This window comes from Arthrobacter sp. 10T419, assembly GCF_056394105.1.
The window spans coordinates 582,040-594,956 of sequence record NZ_JBFTHF010000001.1; the positions used below are offsets into that span (position 1 = coordinate 582,040).

Annotated in this window: 21 protein-coding genes; 20 read left to right on the forward strand and 1 reads right to left on the reverse strand. The window is 62.0% G+C overall.

All coding sequences use genetic code 11. The features are described from left to right. The first annotated feature begins 213 nt into the window (after positions 1-213). Together tuf and AC1DBD_RS02760 are read left to right on the forward strand one after the other, a co-directional pair. Positions 214-1,404 (forward strand): elongation factor Tu, encoded by a 1,191-nt coding sequence (gene tuf / locus AC1DBD_RS02755; protein ID WP_003803827.1) that lies wholly within the window; start codon positions 214-216, stop codon positions 1,402-1,404. Between the two features lie 141 nt (positions 1,405-1,545). After that, positions 1,546-1,671 carry a hypothetical protein gene (locus AC1DBD_RS02760; protein WP_441417033.1) on the forward strand — a complete coding sequence of 42 codons (126 nt, stop codon included), beginning with the start codon at positions 1,546-1,548 and terminating at the stop codon, positions 1,669-1,671. Positions 1,672-1,683: 12 nt separating this feature from the next. Here AC1DBD_RS02760 and AC1DBD_RS02765 read toward each other — a convergent pair whose 3' ends face one another. Then, positions 1,684-3,123, reverse strand: coding sequence for a GH1 family beta-glucosidase (locus tag AC1DBD_RS02765; RefSeq protein ID WP_476892120.1), 1,440 nt, complete (start codon positions 3,121-3,123; stop codon positions 1,684-1,686). A 437-nt stretch (positions 3,124-3,560) separates the two neighbouring features. Here AC1DBD_RS02765 and rpsJ point away from each other — a divergent pair, with 437 nt between their 5' ends. The 18 genes from rpsJ (at position 3,561) to rpsE (ending at position 12,914) form a co-directional block, all read left to right on the forward strand. After that, the gene (gene rpsJ / locus AC1DBD_RS02770) at positions 3,561-3,869 is read left to right on the forward strand and encodes a 30S ribosomal protein S10 (RefSeq protein ID WP_038464699.1); all 309 of its coding nucleotides are present in this window, start codon (positions 3,561-3,563) and stop codon (positions 3,867-3,869) included. A gap of 17 nt (positions 3,870-3,886) precedes the next feature. Beyond that, entirely contained in the window at positions 3,887-4,537 is a 651-nt protein-coding gene (gene rplC / locus AC1DBD_RS02775) for a 50S ribosomal protein L3 (RefSeq protein WP_003803812.1), read from the forward strand. A gap of 4 nt (positions 4,538-4,541) precedes the next feature. Next, positions 4,542-5,162: a 50S ribosomal protein L4 gene (gene rplD / locus AC1DBD_RS02780; RefSeq protein ID WP_441417035.1), complete on the forward strand. Its 621-nt coding sequence runs from the start codon at positions 4,542-4,544 to the stop codon at positions 5,160-5,162. Beyond that, on the forward strand, positions 5,159-5,464 hold the full coding sequence (gene rplW, locus AC1DBD_RS02785; protein ID WP_018773664.1) for a 50S ribosomal protein L23: 306 nt from the start codon (positions 5,159-5,161) through the stop codon (positions 5,462-5,464). The genes rplD and rplW overlap by 4 nt, the downstream gene beginning before the upstream one ends. Positions 5,465-5,493: 29 nt before the next feature. Beyond that, complete coding sequence (gene rplB / locus AC1DBD_RS02790) at positions 5,494-6,333, forward strand: 50S ribosomal protein L2 (protein ID WP_024366131.1); 840 nt, start codon at positions 5,494-5,496, stop codon at positions 6,331-6,333. Between the two features lie 12 nt (positions 6,334-6,345). Further along, on the forward strand, positions 6,346-6,627 hold the full coding sequence (rpsS, locus tag AC1DBD_RS02795; protein WP_018773666.1) for a 30S ribosomal protein S19: 282 nt from the start codon (positions 6,346-6,348) through the stop codon (positions 6,625-6,627). 38 nt (positions 6,628-6,665) lie between these two features. Further along, positions 6,666-7,031, forward strand: a complete 366-nt coding sequence (gene rplV, locus AC1DBD_RS02800; protein ID WP_003803798.1) for a 50S ribosomal protein L22 — start codon at positions 6,666-6,668, stop codon at positions 7,029-7,031. Then, positions 7,032-7,865 (forward strand): 30S ribosomal protein S3, encoded by an 834-nt coding sequence (gene rpsC / locus AC1DBD_RS02805; RefSeq protein ID WP_441417036.1) that lies wholly within the window; start codon positions 7,032-7,034, stop codon positions 7,863-7,865. It begins immediately after the preceding gene. Continuing rightward, positions 7,866-8,282 carry a 50S ribosomal protein L16 gene (gene rplP, locus AC1DBD_RS02810; protein WP_138768571.1) on the forward strand — a complete coding sequence of 139 codons (417 nt, stop codon included), beginning with the start codon at positions 7,866-7,868 and terminating at the stop codon, positions 8,280-8,282. It begins immediately after the preceding gene. A gap of 2 nt (positions 8,283-8,284) precedes the next feature. Continuing rightward, positions 8,285-8,614 carry a 50S ribosomal protein L29 gene (gene rpmC / locus AC1DBD_RS02815; protein WP_011692802.1) on the forward strand — a complete coding sequence of 110 codons (330 nt, stop codon included), beginning with the start codon at positions 8,285-8,287 and terminating at the stop codon, positions 8,612-8,614. Beyond that, a complete protein-coding gene (rpsQ, locus tag AC1DBD_RS02820; protein ID WP_056737811.1) occupies positions 8,611-8,919 on the forward strand; it encodes a 30S ribosomal protein S17 in 309 nt (102 codons plus the stop codon). Before rpmC ends, rpsQ begins: the two co-directional genes overlap by 4 nt. A gap of 555 nt (positions 8,920-9,474) precedes the next feature. Further along, on the forward strand, positions 9,475-9,843 hold the full coding sequence (gene rplN / locus AC1DBD_RS02825) for a 50S ribosomal protein L14 (RefSeq protein ID WP_003803789.1): 369 nt from the start codon (positions 9,475-9,477) through the stop codon (positions 9,841-9,843). Positions 9,844-9,846: 3 nt separating this feature from the next. Next, entirely contained in the window at positions 9,847-10,206 is a 360-nt protein-coding gene (gene rplX / locus AC1DBD_RS02830) for a 50S ribosomal protein L24 (RefSeq protein ID WP_066436866.1), read from the forward strand. Beyond that, positions 10,206-10,787, forward strand: coding sequence for a 50S ribosomal protein L5 (gene rplE / locus AC1DBD_RS02835; RefSeq protein ID WP_056737813.1), 582 nt, complete (start codon positions 10,206-10,208; stop codon positions 10,785-10,787). Before rplX ends, rplE begins: the two co-directional genes overlap by 1 nt. An 80-nt stretch (positions 10,788-10,867) precedes the next feature. Next, a complete protein-coding gene (gene rpsH / locus AC1DBD_RS02840; RefSeq protein WP_056737814.1) occupies positions 10,868-11,266 on the forward strand; it encodes a 30S ribosomal protein S8 in 399 nt (132 codons plus the stop codon). Positions 11,267-11,284: 18 nt separating this feature from the next. After that, positions 11,285-11,821, forward strand: a complete 537-nt coding sequence (gene rplF / locus AC1DBD_RS02845; protein ID WP_028269576.1) for a 50S ribosomal protein L6 — start codon at positions 11,285-11,287, stop codon at positions 11,819-11,821. 2 nt (positions 11,822-11,823) lie between these two features. Continuing rightward, on the forward strand, positions 11,824-12,207 hold the full coding sequence (rplR, locus tag AC1DBD_RS02850) for a 50S ribosomal protein L18 (RefSeq protein WP_018773674.1): 384 nt from the start codon (positions 11,824-11,826) through the stop codon (positions 12,205-12,207). 26 nt (positions 12,208-12,233) lie between these two features. Next, positions 12,234-12,914 (forward strand): 30S ribosomal protein S5, encoded by a 681-nt coding sequence (gene rpsE / locus AC1DBD_RS02855; RefSeq protein WP_441417037.1) that lies wholly within the window; start codon positions 12,234-12,236, stop codon positions 12,912-12,914. The last annotated feature ends 3 nt before the right edge of the window (positions 12,915-12,917 follow it).

The following is a 12,917-nucleotide window of genomic DNA, read 5'->3' on the forward strand; positions in this document are numbered from 1 at the left end:
ATAGGAGATTCACCTGGTGCTGGCGGCCGGCCCCGGTCGGACGCAGTCCAGCCGGGCACCGGCCGCCAGCACGAACAGGCTCGAGGGACTAGTATTAGTTCCTGAATCTGCAATTTCACCAATCCAAAGCCCCCCAAGTAGACTTACTGGAGTTTCAGCCGCGACAAGCGCGGTCGAAGGGTAAGTCATTTGAAAACGTTCTAGGAGGAACCTGTGGCAAAGGCAAAGTTCGAGCGGACTAAGCCGCACGTTAACATCGGTACCATTGGTCACGTTGACCACGGTAAGACGACGCTGACGGCCGCCATTTCCAAGGTGCTGTACGACAAGTACCCGACTCTCAACGAGAAGCGTGACTTCGCGTCGATTGACTCTGCACCCGAAGAGCGTCAGCGCGGCATTACCATCAACATCTCCCACGTTGAGTACCAGACCGAGAAGCGCCACTACGCACACGTAGACGCTCCGGGTCACGCTGACTACATCAAGAACATGATCACCGGCGCTGCTCAGATGGACGGTGCAATCCTCGTGGTTGCCGCCACTGACGGTCCGATGGCCCAGACCCGCGAGCACGTTCTGCTCGCCCGCCAGGTTGGTGTTCCCTACCTGCTGGTGGCACTGAACAAGGCTGACATGGTCGATGACGAGGAACTCCTCGACCTCGTCGAAATGGAAGTTCGTGAGCTCCTGAGCTCGCAGGGCTTCGATGGCGACGAAGCACCGGTTGTCCGCGTTTCGGGCCTGAAGGCTCTGGAAGGCGACCCGGAGTGGGTCAAGTCCGTTGAGGACCTGATGGCTGCTGTCGACGAGTCCGTTCCGGACCCGGTACGTGACCGTGACAAGCCGTTCCTGATGCCGATCGAAGACGTCTTCACGATCACCGGCCGTGGCACCGTTGTTACGGGCCGCGCCGAGCGTGGAACCCTCGCGATCAACTCTGAGGTCGAGATCGTCGGCATCCGCCCGGTCCAGAAGACCACGGTTACCGGTATCGAGATGTTCCACAAGCAGCTCGACGAAGCATGGGCCGGCGAGAACTGTGGCCTCCTGCTCCGCGGTCTGAAGCGCGACGATGTCGAGCGTGGCCAGGTTGTCGTCAAGCCGGGTTCCATCACCCCGCACACCGACTTCGAGGCTAACGTCTACATCCTCTCCAAGGACGAAGGCGGGCGTCACAACCCGTTCTACTCCAACTACCGCCCGCAGTTCTACTTCCGCACCACGGACGTAACCGGCGTTATCACCCTGCCGGAAGGCACGGAAATGGTTATGCCCGGCGACAATACTGAGATGACCGTTGCGCTCATCCAGCCGATCGCAATGGAAGAGGGCCTCGGCTTCGCAATCCGCGAAGGCGGCCGCACCGTTGGTTCGGGACGCGTCACCAAGATCATCAAGTAGTCCTTGCTGATCTGAGCTTGAAGTCCTGATCGGCGGCCGCCTGGCGGCCTCCGTGACGAAAAGGAACAGCCCCGCTGCACTGCAGCGGGGCTGTTCCTTTTAAGTGCCTGCTACGGTTGCAGGTGAAGAGAGGAGACCGGCATGGAATGGATCATTTTCCTGGTGGTAATTGCCGCCGGCGTCGGTGGCGGGCTGTGGGCCAAGAAATACTTCCGGCACGAGATCGAGCGTGCAAAACGCATCGACCGCGCCAACAAGAACAAGTAGCGGGGCATTGATCTAGCGCGCGGACTGGTCTTGCCTGGCCCTGCTGAGGGCCTGGTACCAATAGAAGGACTCCTTGGGGGTCCGCGCCTGGGTGTCGAAGTCGACGTGGACCAGGCCGAAGCGCTGGGAGTAGCCGGCCGCCCATTCGAAGTTGTCCATCAGCGTCCACACGTAGTAGCCCAGGAGTTCGACGTCGTCGGCGATGCCGCCGGGGGCCGTCGCGGCGAGTGCGTGGCCCAGATGGTCGGCGAGGTAGCTGATCCGGCCCGCGTCAGCGATCGGCCCGTCCACATGGTCCGGTTCCGGGAAGCTCGCTCCGCTCTCGGTGATGTAGAGCGGTGGGAGGGCCTCGCCGTACCGGTCCTTCATTTCCCGAAGCAGCGGACCCAGGTGGTCCGGCGCAACCGGCCAGCCGAAGCCGGTGGTTTCATACTCCGGGAATGCGGCAAAGTGGAACGGCAGCTTAACCATCGCCTCCGCTGAGCCGACCGGGCTGTCCGCGGGGCCGCGGCCGGTGGCCACCTTCACCGGGTAGTAGTAGTTCACCCCGTAGAAATCCAGCGGCTGGTGGATATTGCGCAGGTCCGCGTCGGAGATCCTGGCGAGGGCACGGAACCAGGGCCTGGCCAGCAGCGGCGGTTTCGGATAGCTCCCCAACAGGATCGGATCGGCGTAGATCCGGTTCAGTGCCAGATCGAAGACCTTCGCCAGCAGCTTGTCCGTGACGGACCCGGTGGCCGGCCGGACGGGGGAGTGCAGGTTGGTGACGCCGACCGCCCCGGTAACGCCCTCGGCCCGCAGGGCCTGGACCGCGAGTCCGTGGGCCAGGAGCTGGTGGTGCACCGACGGCAGGGCGTCGAAGAGCAGGTCGTGGCCGGGCGCATGCACGCCGAGGGCATAGCCGTTGAGGGTGACGGAGGCCGGTTCGTTCAACGTCACCCACTGGGTCACCCGGTCCCCGAACCGGGCGCCGGCGGCGGCGCTGTAGTCGGCGAAGCGTTCCGCCGTCGTCCGGTTCATCCAGCCTCCGCGGTGCTCCAACGGAAGCGGGGTGTCCCAGTGGTACAGCGTGGCCATCGGCGAGATTCCGGCCTCGAGGAGCCGGTCGATCAGCCGGTCGTAGAAGTCGAGGCCCTCGGCGTTGAACGGGCCCGTGCCGTCCGGCTGGATCCGCGGCCAGGAAATCGAGAACCGGTAGGAATCGATGCCCAGCTCGCGCATCAACCGGACGTCCTCGTCCGTACGGTTGTAGTGATCGCAGGCGACGGCGGGGGAGTGCCCGTCCTGGATGCTGCCGGGCTTCTCGGCAAAGGCGTCCCAGCCTGAGGGTCCTCGCCCCCCGGCTGCGAGGGCACCTTCGATTTGGAAGGCGGCGGAGGCCACCCCCAGCATGAAGCCCGGCCGCAGCTTGGCAGCGAGGGCCTGGACGGCGGGGGAATCCTGCACGGTCATGCCCCTATCTTCGTATCGACCGTTGCTGAAGGCAATGACCGGGCGCCGGCAGGACCAAGAGTCGAGAGGAGCGGGGAGCCGGGGGCAGGTCCTGTCGGCGCTGATTCGCTTCTGCCGATTAATTCCGGCATACTAGATGAGTTGTTCAAGCGCTCTTTCGCGTCCCGATCCGGATAATGCCGGGTGCCAGGGTCCAAGTAAGAGCCCAAACATAACCCACTTCCCAAGGAACTGCGGACGAGTACGCGTGCAAAGCGCGACACGCCCGACCGCGGGGGTCGGTTGCGCCGGCAGGTTGAGGAACCCGGATTCATCCGGATTCAGCTTGTGCGGCGGGTGGTAGTTACGACTTCAAATGCTTCGGCAGCCACACAACGAGTAAGTAAACAGGGCAGCCCTAAACAGGGGAAGCACAGACTGAAAGAGAGTCAGGCGACATGGCGGGACAAAAAATCCGCATCCGGCTGAAGTCATATGACCACGAGGTCATTGACGTTTCAGCACGGAAGATCGTTGAGACGGTCACGCGCGCAGGCGCAACTGTAGTTGGCCCCGTGCCGCTGCCGACGGAGAAGAACATCTACTGCGTAATCCGCTCTCCGCACAAGTACAAGGACAGCCGCGAGCACTTTGAAATGCGCACGCACAAGCGTCTTATCGACATCATCGATCCCACGCCCAAGGCTGTTGATTCGCTCATGCGTCTCGACCTGCCGGCCGACGTGAACATCGAAATCAAGCTGTAGGGAGGTGCTGAGAGACTATGACCGCAACCCGTAACGTAAAGGGCCTGCTGGGCACGAAGCTCGGCATGACCCAGGTCTGGGACGAGAACAACAAGCTCATCCCCGTCACTGTGGTCCAGGCTGACTCGAACGTCATCACGCAGCTGCGCAATGCAGAGACTGATGGCTACGTCGCCGTTCAGATCGGCTACGGCCAGATCGACCCCCGCAAGGTCACCAAGCCGCTGGCTGGTCACTTTGAAAAGGCAGGCGTCACGCCTCGCCGCCACGTCGTAGAACTGCGCACTGCAGATGCTGACTCTTACGAGCTGGGCCAGGAGCTCTCCGTAGAGCTCTTCGAAGCCGGCCAGAAGATCGACGTCGTTGGCACCACCAAGGGTAAGGGCTTCGCCGGTGTTATGAAGCGTCACGGCTTCCACGGCGTTGGAGCTTCCCACGGTGCCCACAAGAACCACCGTAAGCCCGGTTCTATCGGTGGAGCATCCACCCCGAGCCGCGTCTTCAAGGGCATGAAAATGGCCGGCCGCATGGGCGCCGTTCGTCACACCACGCTGAACCTCACGGTCCACGCGGTTGACGTCGAGAAGTCGCTGCTCCTGATCAAGGGTGCCGTCCCCGGCGCCCGCGGCCAGGTCGTACTCGTACGCACCGCCGTGAAGGGAGCCTAGTTCAATGACTAGCACTGTCAAGGTTGACCTGCCTGCAGAGATCTTCGACGTACAGACCAACGTGCCGCTGCTGCACCAGGTCGTCGTTGCACAGCTCGCTGCTGCTCGCCAGGGTACCCACAAGACCAAGACCCGCGCCGAAGTTTCCGGCGCCGGTCGCAAGCCGTTCAAGCAGAAGGGCACCGGCCGCGCCCGTCAGGGTTCAATCCGTGCTCCTCACATGACCGGTGGTGGCATCGTCCACGGCCCCACGCCGCGTGACTACAGCCAGCGCACCCCCAAGAAGATGATTGCTGCTGCACTGCGCGGCGCTCTCTCTGACCGCGCCCGTAACGGCCGCATCCACGTCGTTGCTGATCTGGTCGAAGGCACCAAGCCGTCTTCCCGTGACGCACTGGCAACGCTGCGTGGCGTCTCCGAGCGCAAGAACCTGCTCGTTGTCATCGACCGCGCCAACGATGTTGCTGCACTCTCCGTGCGCAACCTCCAGGATGTTCACGTTCTGTACGCAGACCAGCTGAACACCTACGACGTGCTCGTTTCTGACGACGTAGTCTTCACCAAGGCTGCCTACGAAGCATTCGTTGCTGACAAGGCTGCAAAGAACGAGGAGGATGCCAAGTGAGCGCAGCCACCATCAAAGACCCGCGCGACGTCGTGCTTGCACCCGTCGTTTCGGAAAAGAGCTACGGCCTGATCGACGAGGGCAAGTACACCTTCCTGGTGGACCCCCGCTCGAACAAGACCGAGATCAAGCTGGCCGTGGAGAAGATTTTCTCCGTCAAGGTCGAATCGATCAACACCATCAACCGTGCCGGTAAGCGCAAGCGCACCAAATTCGGATGGGGTACCCGCAAGAACACCAAGCGTGCCATTGTGAGCCTCAAAGAAGGCACTATCGACATCTTCGGCGGTCCGCTCTCGTAGCGGAGACCACTTTAACGAGGAAATAAATTATGGGAATCCGTAAGTACAAGCCGACTACCCCGGGCCGTCGTGGCTCGAGCGTAGCGGACTTCACCGAAATCACGCGGTCGACGCCGGAAAAGTCGTTGGTACGTCCCCTCCCGAAAAAGGGTGGCCGTAACAACACCGGTAAGATCACGACCCGTCACAAGGGTGGTGGCCACAAGCGCCAGTACCGTCTGATCGACTTCCGTCGTCACGACAAGGACGGCGTCAACGCCCGCGTTGCCGAAATCGAGTACGATCCGAACCGCACGGCTCGCATCGCCCTCCTGCACTACGTTGATGGCACCAAGCGTTACATCATCGCCCCGAACAAGCTGGCCCAGGGTGACACCGTGGAAGCAGGTGCCGACGCTGACATCAAGCCCGGCAACAACCTGCCGCTGCGCAACATCCCGGTCGGTACCGTAATCCACGCAGTTGAACTGCGCCCGGGTGGCGGCGCCAAGATGGGCCGCTCCGCCGGCGCATCGATCCAGCTCGTTGCAAAGGAAGGCCGTTTCGCCCAGCTGCGTCTGCCTTCCGGCGAAATCCGCAACGTTGACGTGCGCTGCCGCGCAACCGTCGGCGAGGTCGGCAACGCCGAGCAGTCGAACATCAACTGGGGTAAGGCCGGCCGTATGCGCTGGAAGGGCGTCCGCCCGACCGTCCGTGGTGTCGCCATGAACCCGGTCGACCACCCGCACGGTGGTGGCGAGGGTAAGACGTCCGGTGGACGTCACCCCGTCAACCCGAACGGTAAGCGCGAAGGCCGCACCCGCCGTCCCAACAAAGAGAGCGACAAGCTTATTGTTCGTCGCCGTCGTACTGGCAAGAACAAGCGATAGGAGCCTGGACACATGCCACGCAGCCTGAAAAAAGGTCCTTTCGTTGACCAGCACCTCTTTGTGAAGGTAGCCAGGGAAAACGAAAAGGGCACCAAGAACGTCATCAAGACCTGGTCCCGCCGTTCGATGATCGTCCCCGACATGCTCGGCCACACGATCGCCGTGCACGACGGACGCAAGCACATCCCGGTGTTTGTCACTGAGTCGATGGTCGGGCACAAGCTCGGCGAATTCGCTCCCACGCGGACATTCCGCGGCCATGTCAAGGACGACCGTAAGGGCAAGCGCCGCTAGGCGCCTGCACTTACGTCAAAGACGAGAGAAGGAAAGCAATGGAAGCCAAGGCAATTGCGCGTCACATCCGCGTAACGCCTATGAAGGCCCGGCGCGTCGTCAACCTTGTTCGTGGTAAGCAAGCGAACGAGGCTCTGGCAATTCTGAAGTTTGCCCCGCAGGCAGCTTCTGAGCCGGTATTCAAGGTAGTTCAGTCGGCAATCTCCAACGCCCGGGTCCTCGCGGACCGCGACGGCGTGGCGTTTGACGAAGGTGACCTCATCATCAGCGAAGCGTTTGTTGATGAAGGCCCGACCATGAAGCGGTTCCAGCCGCGTGCCCAGGGTCGTGCATTTCAGATCAAGAAGCGCACGAGCCACATCACCGTGGTAGTCGCTACCCCGGAGAAAGAGGAGGCTCGCTAAGTGGGACAGAAAGTTAACCCGCACGGGTTCCGACTCGGTATCACCACCGATCACGTATCGCACTGGTTCGCCGACAGCACCAAGGCCGGCCAGCGGTACAAGGACTTCGTTCGCGAAGACATCCGTATCCGCCAGCTCATGTCCACGGGCATGGAGCGCGCCGGCATCGCCAAGGTTGAGATCGAGCGCACCCGCGACCGTGTCCGCGTGGATATCCACACGGCACGTCCGGGTATCGTGATCGGCCGCCGCGGCGCCGAGGCAGACCGCATCCGCGGCGAGCTCGAAAAGCTCACCGGCAAGCAGGTCCAGCTGAACATCCTCGAGGTCAAGAACCCCGAGATGGAAGCCCAGCTTGTTGCCCAGGGCGTTGCAGAGCAGCTGACTTCCCGCGTGGCCTTCCGCCGTGCGATGAAGAAGGCAATGCAGTCCGCGCAGCGCGCTGGTGCCAAGGGCATCCGTATCGCTTGCTCGGGTCGACTGGGTGGCGCAGAAATGTCCCGCTCGGAGTTCTACCGCGAAGGCCGTGTGCCCCTGCACACCCTCCGCGCGAACATCGACTACGGCTTCTACGAGGCCAAGACCACCTTCGGCCGCATCGGCGTGAAGGTCTGGATCTACAAGGGTGACGTCACCGCCAAGGAACTGGCTCAGCAGGCAGCTGCTGCTCCGTCCCGCGGCCGTGGTGCCAGCGATCGTCCGGGCCGCCCGGGTGGCGCTGACCGTGGTGACCGCCGTCGTCGTAACGACCGCCCGGCCGAGGCTGCACCCGCTGCTGCCGACGCTCCGGCTGTCGAAGCAGCTGCACCGGCAGTAGAAGGAGGACAGGCTTAAATGCTTATCCCGCGTCGAGTAAAGCACCGTAAGCAGCACCACCCGGGTCGTTCCGGCGCTGCCACGGGCGGCACCGAGGTCTCGTTCGGTGAGTGGGGTATCCAGGCTCTGAGCCCGGCCTACGTCACGAACCGTCAGATCGAATCTGCCCGTATCGCGATGACCCGCCACATCAAGCGTGGCGGAAAGGTCTGGATCAACATCTACCCGGACCGTCCGCTGACGAAGAAGCCGGCCGAAACCCGCATGGGTTCCGGTAAGGGTTCTCCGGAATGGTGGGTCTCAAACGTCAAGCCGGGCCGGGTTCTCTTCGAACTCTCCGGTGTCAGTGAAGAGGTAGCTCGCGAGGCCCTGCGCCTGGCAATCCACAAGCTGCCGTTGAAGGCACGCATTGTGCGTCGCGAAGGTGGTGAGTAGAAATGGCAGTAGGATCCAAGGAACTTGCATCCGCACAGCTGGACGGTTTCGACAACGAGCGTCTCGTTGAAGAACTCCGCAAGGCCAAGGAAGAGCTGTTCAACCTGCGTTTCCAGTCCGCCACCGGACAGCTGGAGAACCACGGTCGTCTGCGCGCGGTAAAGAAGGACATCGCACGCATCTACACCGTTCTCCGTGAGCGCGAGCTGGGCATTCGTGCCGAGGTTGCCGCACCGGTTGTGGAAGCCAAGGAAGAAAAGAAGTCCAAGAAGGCTGCAACCAAGAAGGCTGACAAGGCTGAAACGGTTGAGACCGAGGAGGACGCCAAGTGAGTGAAAAGGACGAGAACGTGACGGAAACTGTTTCCGACGCAGCCAAGGCTGACGAGCGCGGTTACCGTAAGACGAAGCGCGGCTATGTCGTCTCGGACAAGATGGAAAAGACCATCGTTGTCCAGGTCGAAGACCGCGTGAAGCACGCCCTCTACGGCAAGGTTATGCGCCGCAACACGAAGATCAAGGCTCACGACGAAGAGAACTCCGCCGGCATCGGCGACCTCGTTCTCCTCGCCGAGACCCGCCCGCTGTCCGCTACCAAGCGGTGGCGCCTGGTGGAGATCCTCGAGAAGGCCAAGTAACACCTGCAGCTTCCCCGCCCGGGAATCTGCACCGAAACCCCCGTTCCCTTCTGGGAGCGGGGGTTTCCTCGTTCCCGGCGGGGGCCTGTGGCGTCGCCGGCATCTCACGCCGCGCAGAGTTTCAGCGGGTGTCCGACGCCGGCCGGCTCAGTTCGCGGGGGAGGGGGCGGAAGGCGGGCCAAGAGACTGCCGTGAGCGACGACGTCGGCCGCTGAGGGCCGGCCGCACCCCGCCCGCGCCCACTAAGTGTCCCTTCGCGCGTCGTGGGCAGGGGGCTGGCAGCTGTGATATGGGGATGCGCCGGAAACGTGCTAAGATTTTGAGTTTGTATGGCGCCTTTCGTGCGTCATCATCAACCTCGTAAACAATCGTGCCACGGCATAGTGCCCCCTCGCGCCTCGCGCTCCCGGGAAGCAACTGTTTTTGGCACGGGCGTTTAGGCCTGGTCTGGCAAAATCCAGGCAGGTCAAGAGACACCCCGATCAACCGTTCCGCAAGGCTCATTCCGTAGGAAGATTTTCGGTCTGAGAACCGGCGCGACGCAAGGAGTAAATAGTGATTCAGCAGGAGTCGCGACTCAAGGTCGCCGACAACACGGGTGCTAAGGAAATCCTTACCATTCGCGTTCTCGGTGGATCTGGCCGTCGCTACGCAGGCATTGGCGACGTGATCGTCGCTACCGTCAAGGACGCAATTCCGGGCGGCAACGTAAAGAAGGGCGACGTCGTCAAGGCTGTCATCGTCCGTACCAAGAAGGAACGCCGCCGTGCGGATGGTTCCTACATCAAGTTTGACGAGAACGCAGCTGTGATCCTGAAGAACGACGGTGACCCCCGCGGTACCCGTATCTTCGGACCGGTTGGTCGTGAACTTCGCGACAAGAAGTTCATGAAGATCGTTTCTCTGGCTCCGGAGGTGCTCTAGTCCATGGCTAAGATCAAAAAGGGTGACCTCGTTCAGGTCATCACTGGCGCCAAGGCTGAGCGCGGCGGCGACCGTGGCAAGCAGGGCAAGGTTCTGCGCGTATTCCCGGAGACCAACCGCGTGTTGGTTGAAGGCATTAACCGCGTAACCAAGCACACCAAGGTCGGTCAGTCGCAGCGCGGCACCAAGACCGGTGGCATCGAGGTCGTTGAGGCTTCAATCCACATCTCCAACGTGGCTCTGGTTGACCCCTCCACCAAGAAGCCCACCCGCGTCGGTTTCCGCACCGAGACCGTTGAGCGCGATGGCGTGAAGCGTGAAGTGCGTGTCCGCGTGGCCAAGAGCTCAGGGAAGGACATCTAATGACTGAGACTCTCGAGACTCCGGCAAGCAAGATCGTTCCTCGTCTGAAGACCAAGTACGCGGATTCCATCAAGAGCGCGCTCGTTGAGGAATTCAAGTACGAGAACGTCAACCAGGTTCCCCGTCTGGTGAAGGTCGTTGTGAACATGGGTGTTGGAGATGCCGCTAAGGACTCCAAGCTGATCGACGGCGCTGTCCGCGATCTGACCCTGATCACCGGCCAGAAGCCGCAGGTAACCAAGGCCCGCAAGTCGATCGCACAGTTCAAGCTGCGCGAAGGCATGCCGATCGGTGCGCACGCGACTCTGCGTGGCGACCGCATGTGGGAATTCCTGGACCGTCTGGTCACGCTGGCACTGCCGCGTATCCGCGACTTCCGGGGCCTCAGCGGCAAGCAGTTCGACGGCAACGGCAACTACACCTTCGGTCTGACCGAGCAGGTTATGTTCCACGAGATCGACCAGGATTCCATTGACCGCGTTCGCGGCATGGACATCACCGTCGTGACCACTGCCAAGACCGACGACGAAGGCCGCGCGCTGCTCAAGGCGCTTGGCTTCCCGTTCAAGACCGAAGATTAATCTAGCTACGTAAAAGGTCCGGCTGCCTGGCTTTGTTTCCAGGACAGCGGAAACCGTTATGAGGAAGGGCAAGAGCCCACATGACTATGACAGATCCTGTCGCAGATATGCTTACGCGTCTGCGCAATGCAAACTCGGCATACCACGATTCCGTGTCTATGCCTTACAGCAAGCTCAAGGCACGCGTTGCTGACATCCTGAAGGCAGAAGGCTTCATCGCCTCCTGGAAGGAAGAAGACGCGGAGGTTGGCAAGAAGCTGACCCTCGAGCTCAAGTTCGGTCCGAACCGCGAGCGTTCCATCGCTGGCGTTCGTCGTATTTCCAAGCCGGGACTGCGCGTTTACGCAAAGTCCACCAACCTGCCGCACGTGCTGGGTGGCCTGGGTATCGCAATCCTGTCCACCTCTTCCGGCCTCCTGACTGACAAGCAGGCCGGCAAGAAGGGCGTGGGCGGCGAAGTCCTCGCTTACGTCTGGTAACGGGAAAGGAAGAGAATAATGTCACGTATTGGACGTCTCCCCATCACCGTTCCTGCCGGCGTTGAGGTCAAGGTTGACGGCTCTGTCGTCAGCGTCAAGGGTTCCAAGGGCGAGCTGAGCCACACTGTGGCCAGCCCGATCGAGGTCACCCTGGAAGATGGCACCCTGACTGTCGCCCGCCCGAACGACGAGCGCGCCTCCCGTTCGCTGCACGGCCTGACCCGCACCCTGATCGCCAACATGATCCAGGGCGTTACCGCAGGCTACGAGAAGAAGCTTGAGATTGTCGGTACCGGTTACCGCGTCCAGGCCAAGGGTTCTGACCTTGAGTTCGCTCTGGGCTACAGCCACCCGGTCAACGTCTCGGCTCCGAACGGCATCACCTTTGCAGTTGAGACCCCGACCAAGCTCTCTGTTTCAGGTATCTCCAAGCAGCAGGTCGGCGAGGTTGCTGCCAACATTCGCAAGCTGCGGAAGCCGGACCCCTATAAGGGCAAGGGCATCCGCTACGCCGGCGAAGTCATCCGCCGCAAGGTCGGAAAGGCTGGTAAGTAACCATGGCCATCGCAATTAACAAGAAGCGTACGAACAAGAGCAAGTCTGCCCAGCGCAGCCGCCGCCAGCTTCGTATCCGCAAGCGCATCTCCGGTACGGCTGTACGTCCGCGTCTGGTCGTCAACCGTTCCGCACGCCACGTATTCGTCCAGGTTGTCGATGACACCAAGGGCCTGACCGTAGCGAGCGCGTCCACTCTGGAAGCCGACCTTCGTGCGTTCGACGGTGACAAGACCGCCAAGGCCAAGCGCGTTGGCGAGCTCGTCGCCGAGCGCGCCAAGGCTGCCGGTATCGAAGCTGTTGTCTTCGACCGCGGTGGTAACAAGTACCACGGCCGGATCGCCGCCGTCGCTGACGGCGCACGTGAAGGTGGGCTGGCACTGTGACCGAAAATAACGAAAAGGACATTCAGGTGACTGAAGCTGTAGCTGCTCCGGCAACTGAGACCGCTGCGCCTGCTACCACTGACGACCGCCGTGGTGGCGCCCGTCGTGGCGAGCGTGGCGACCGCGGCCAGGGCCGTGGCGACCGTGGTGGCCGTGGTGGCCGCGACGGCGGCCGCGAAGCCGAGAAGAGCCAGTTCGTAGAGCGCGTCGTAACCATCAACCGCGTTTCCAAGGTCGTCAAGGGTGGTCGTCGCTTCAGCTTCACCGCCCTCGTCGTCGTCGGTGACGGCAACGGTATGGTCGGCGTCGGCTACGGCAAGGCTAAGGAAGTTCCCGCCGCCATCGCGAAGGGCGTTGAAGAGGCCAAGAAGTCCTTCTTCCGCGTTCCCCGCATCGGCAGCACCATCCCGCACCGCGTGCAGGGCGAAGCCGCTGCAGGCGTTGTCATGCTGCGTCCGGCTTCCGCCGGTACCGGTGTTATCGCCGGCGGTCCGGTCCGTGCAGTACTGGAGTGCGTGGGCATCCACGACATCCTCTCCAAGTCGCTCGGTTCCTCCAACGCCATCAACATCGTTCACGCGACCGTTGATGCGCTGAAGCGCCTCGAAGAGCCGGCAGCAGTGGCAGCACGCCGCGGCCTCCCGCTCGACGAGGTCGCTCCGCCGGCAATGGTGAAGGCGCTCCTGAACCAGAAGGCAGGTGTCTGAGTC

Coding starts and splice junctions, on each gene's coding strand:
- rplB (WP_024366131.1), top strand. CDS start 5,494: ATGGGAATCCGTAAGTACAAGCCGACTACCCCGGGCCGTCGTGGCTCG.
- rpsH (WP_056737814.1), top strand. CDS start 10,868: ATGACTATGACAGATCCTGTCGCAGATATGCTTACGCGTCTGCGCAAT.
- rpmC (WP_011692802.1), top strand. CDS start 8,285: ATGGCAGTAGGATCCAAGGAACTTGCATCCGCACAGCTGGACGGTTTC.
- rplD (WP_441417035.1), top strand. CDS start 4,542: ATGACTAGCACTGTCAAGGTTGACCTGCCTGCAGAGATCTTCGACGTA.
- rplP (WP_138768571.1), top strand. CDS start 7,866: ATGCTTATCCCGCGTCGAGTAAAGCACCGTAAGCAGCACCACCCGGGT.
- rpsJ (WP_038464699.1), top strand. CDS start 3,561: ATGGCGGGACAAAAAATCCGCATCCGGCTGAAGTCATATGACCACGAG.
- rplV (WP_003803798.1), top strand. CDS start 6,666: ATGGAAGCCAAGGCAATTGCGCGTCACATCCGCGTAACGCCTATGAAG.
- rplR (WP_018773674.1), top strand. CDS start 11,824: ATGGCCATCGCAATTAACAAGAAGCGTACGAACAAGAGCAAGTCTGCC.
- rplE (WP_056737813.1), top strand. CDS start 10,206: ATGACTGAGACTCTCGAGACTCCGGCAAGCAAGATCGTTCCTCGTCTG.
- AC1DBD_RS02765 (WP_476892120.1), bottom strand. CDS start 3,123: ATGACCGTGCAGGATTCCCCCGCCGTCCAGGCCCTCGCTGCCAAGCTG.
- rplF (WP_028269576.1), top strand. CDS start 11,285: ATGTCACGTATTGGACGTCTCCCCATCACCGTTCCTGCCGGCGTTGAG.
- AC1DBD_RS02760 (WP_441417033.1), top strand. CDS start 1,546: ATGGAATGGATCATTTTCCTGGTGGTAATTGCCGCCGGCGTCGGTGGC.
- rplX (WP_066436866.1), top strand. CDS start 9,847: ATGGCTAAGATCAAAAAGGGTGACCTCGTTCAGGTCATCACTGGCGCC.
- rpsS (WP_018773666.1), top strand. CDS start 6,346: ATGCCACGCAGCCTGAAAAAAGGTCCTTTCGTTGACCAGCACCTCTTT.
- rplC (WP_003803812.1), top strand. CDS start 3,887: ATGACCGCAACCCGTAACGTAAAGGGCCTGCTGGGCACGAAGCTCGGC.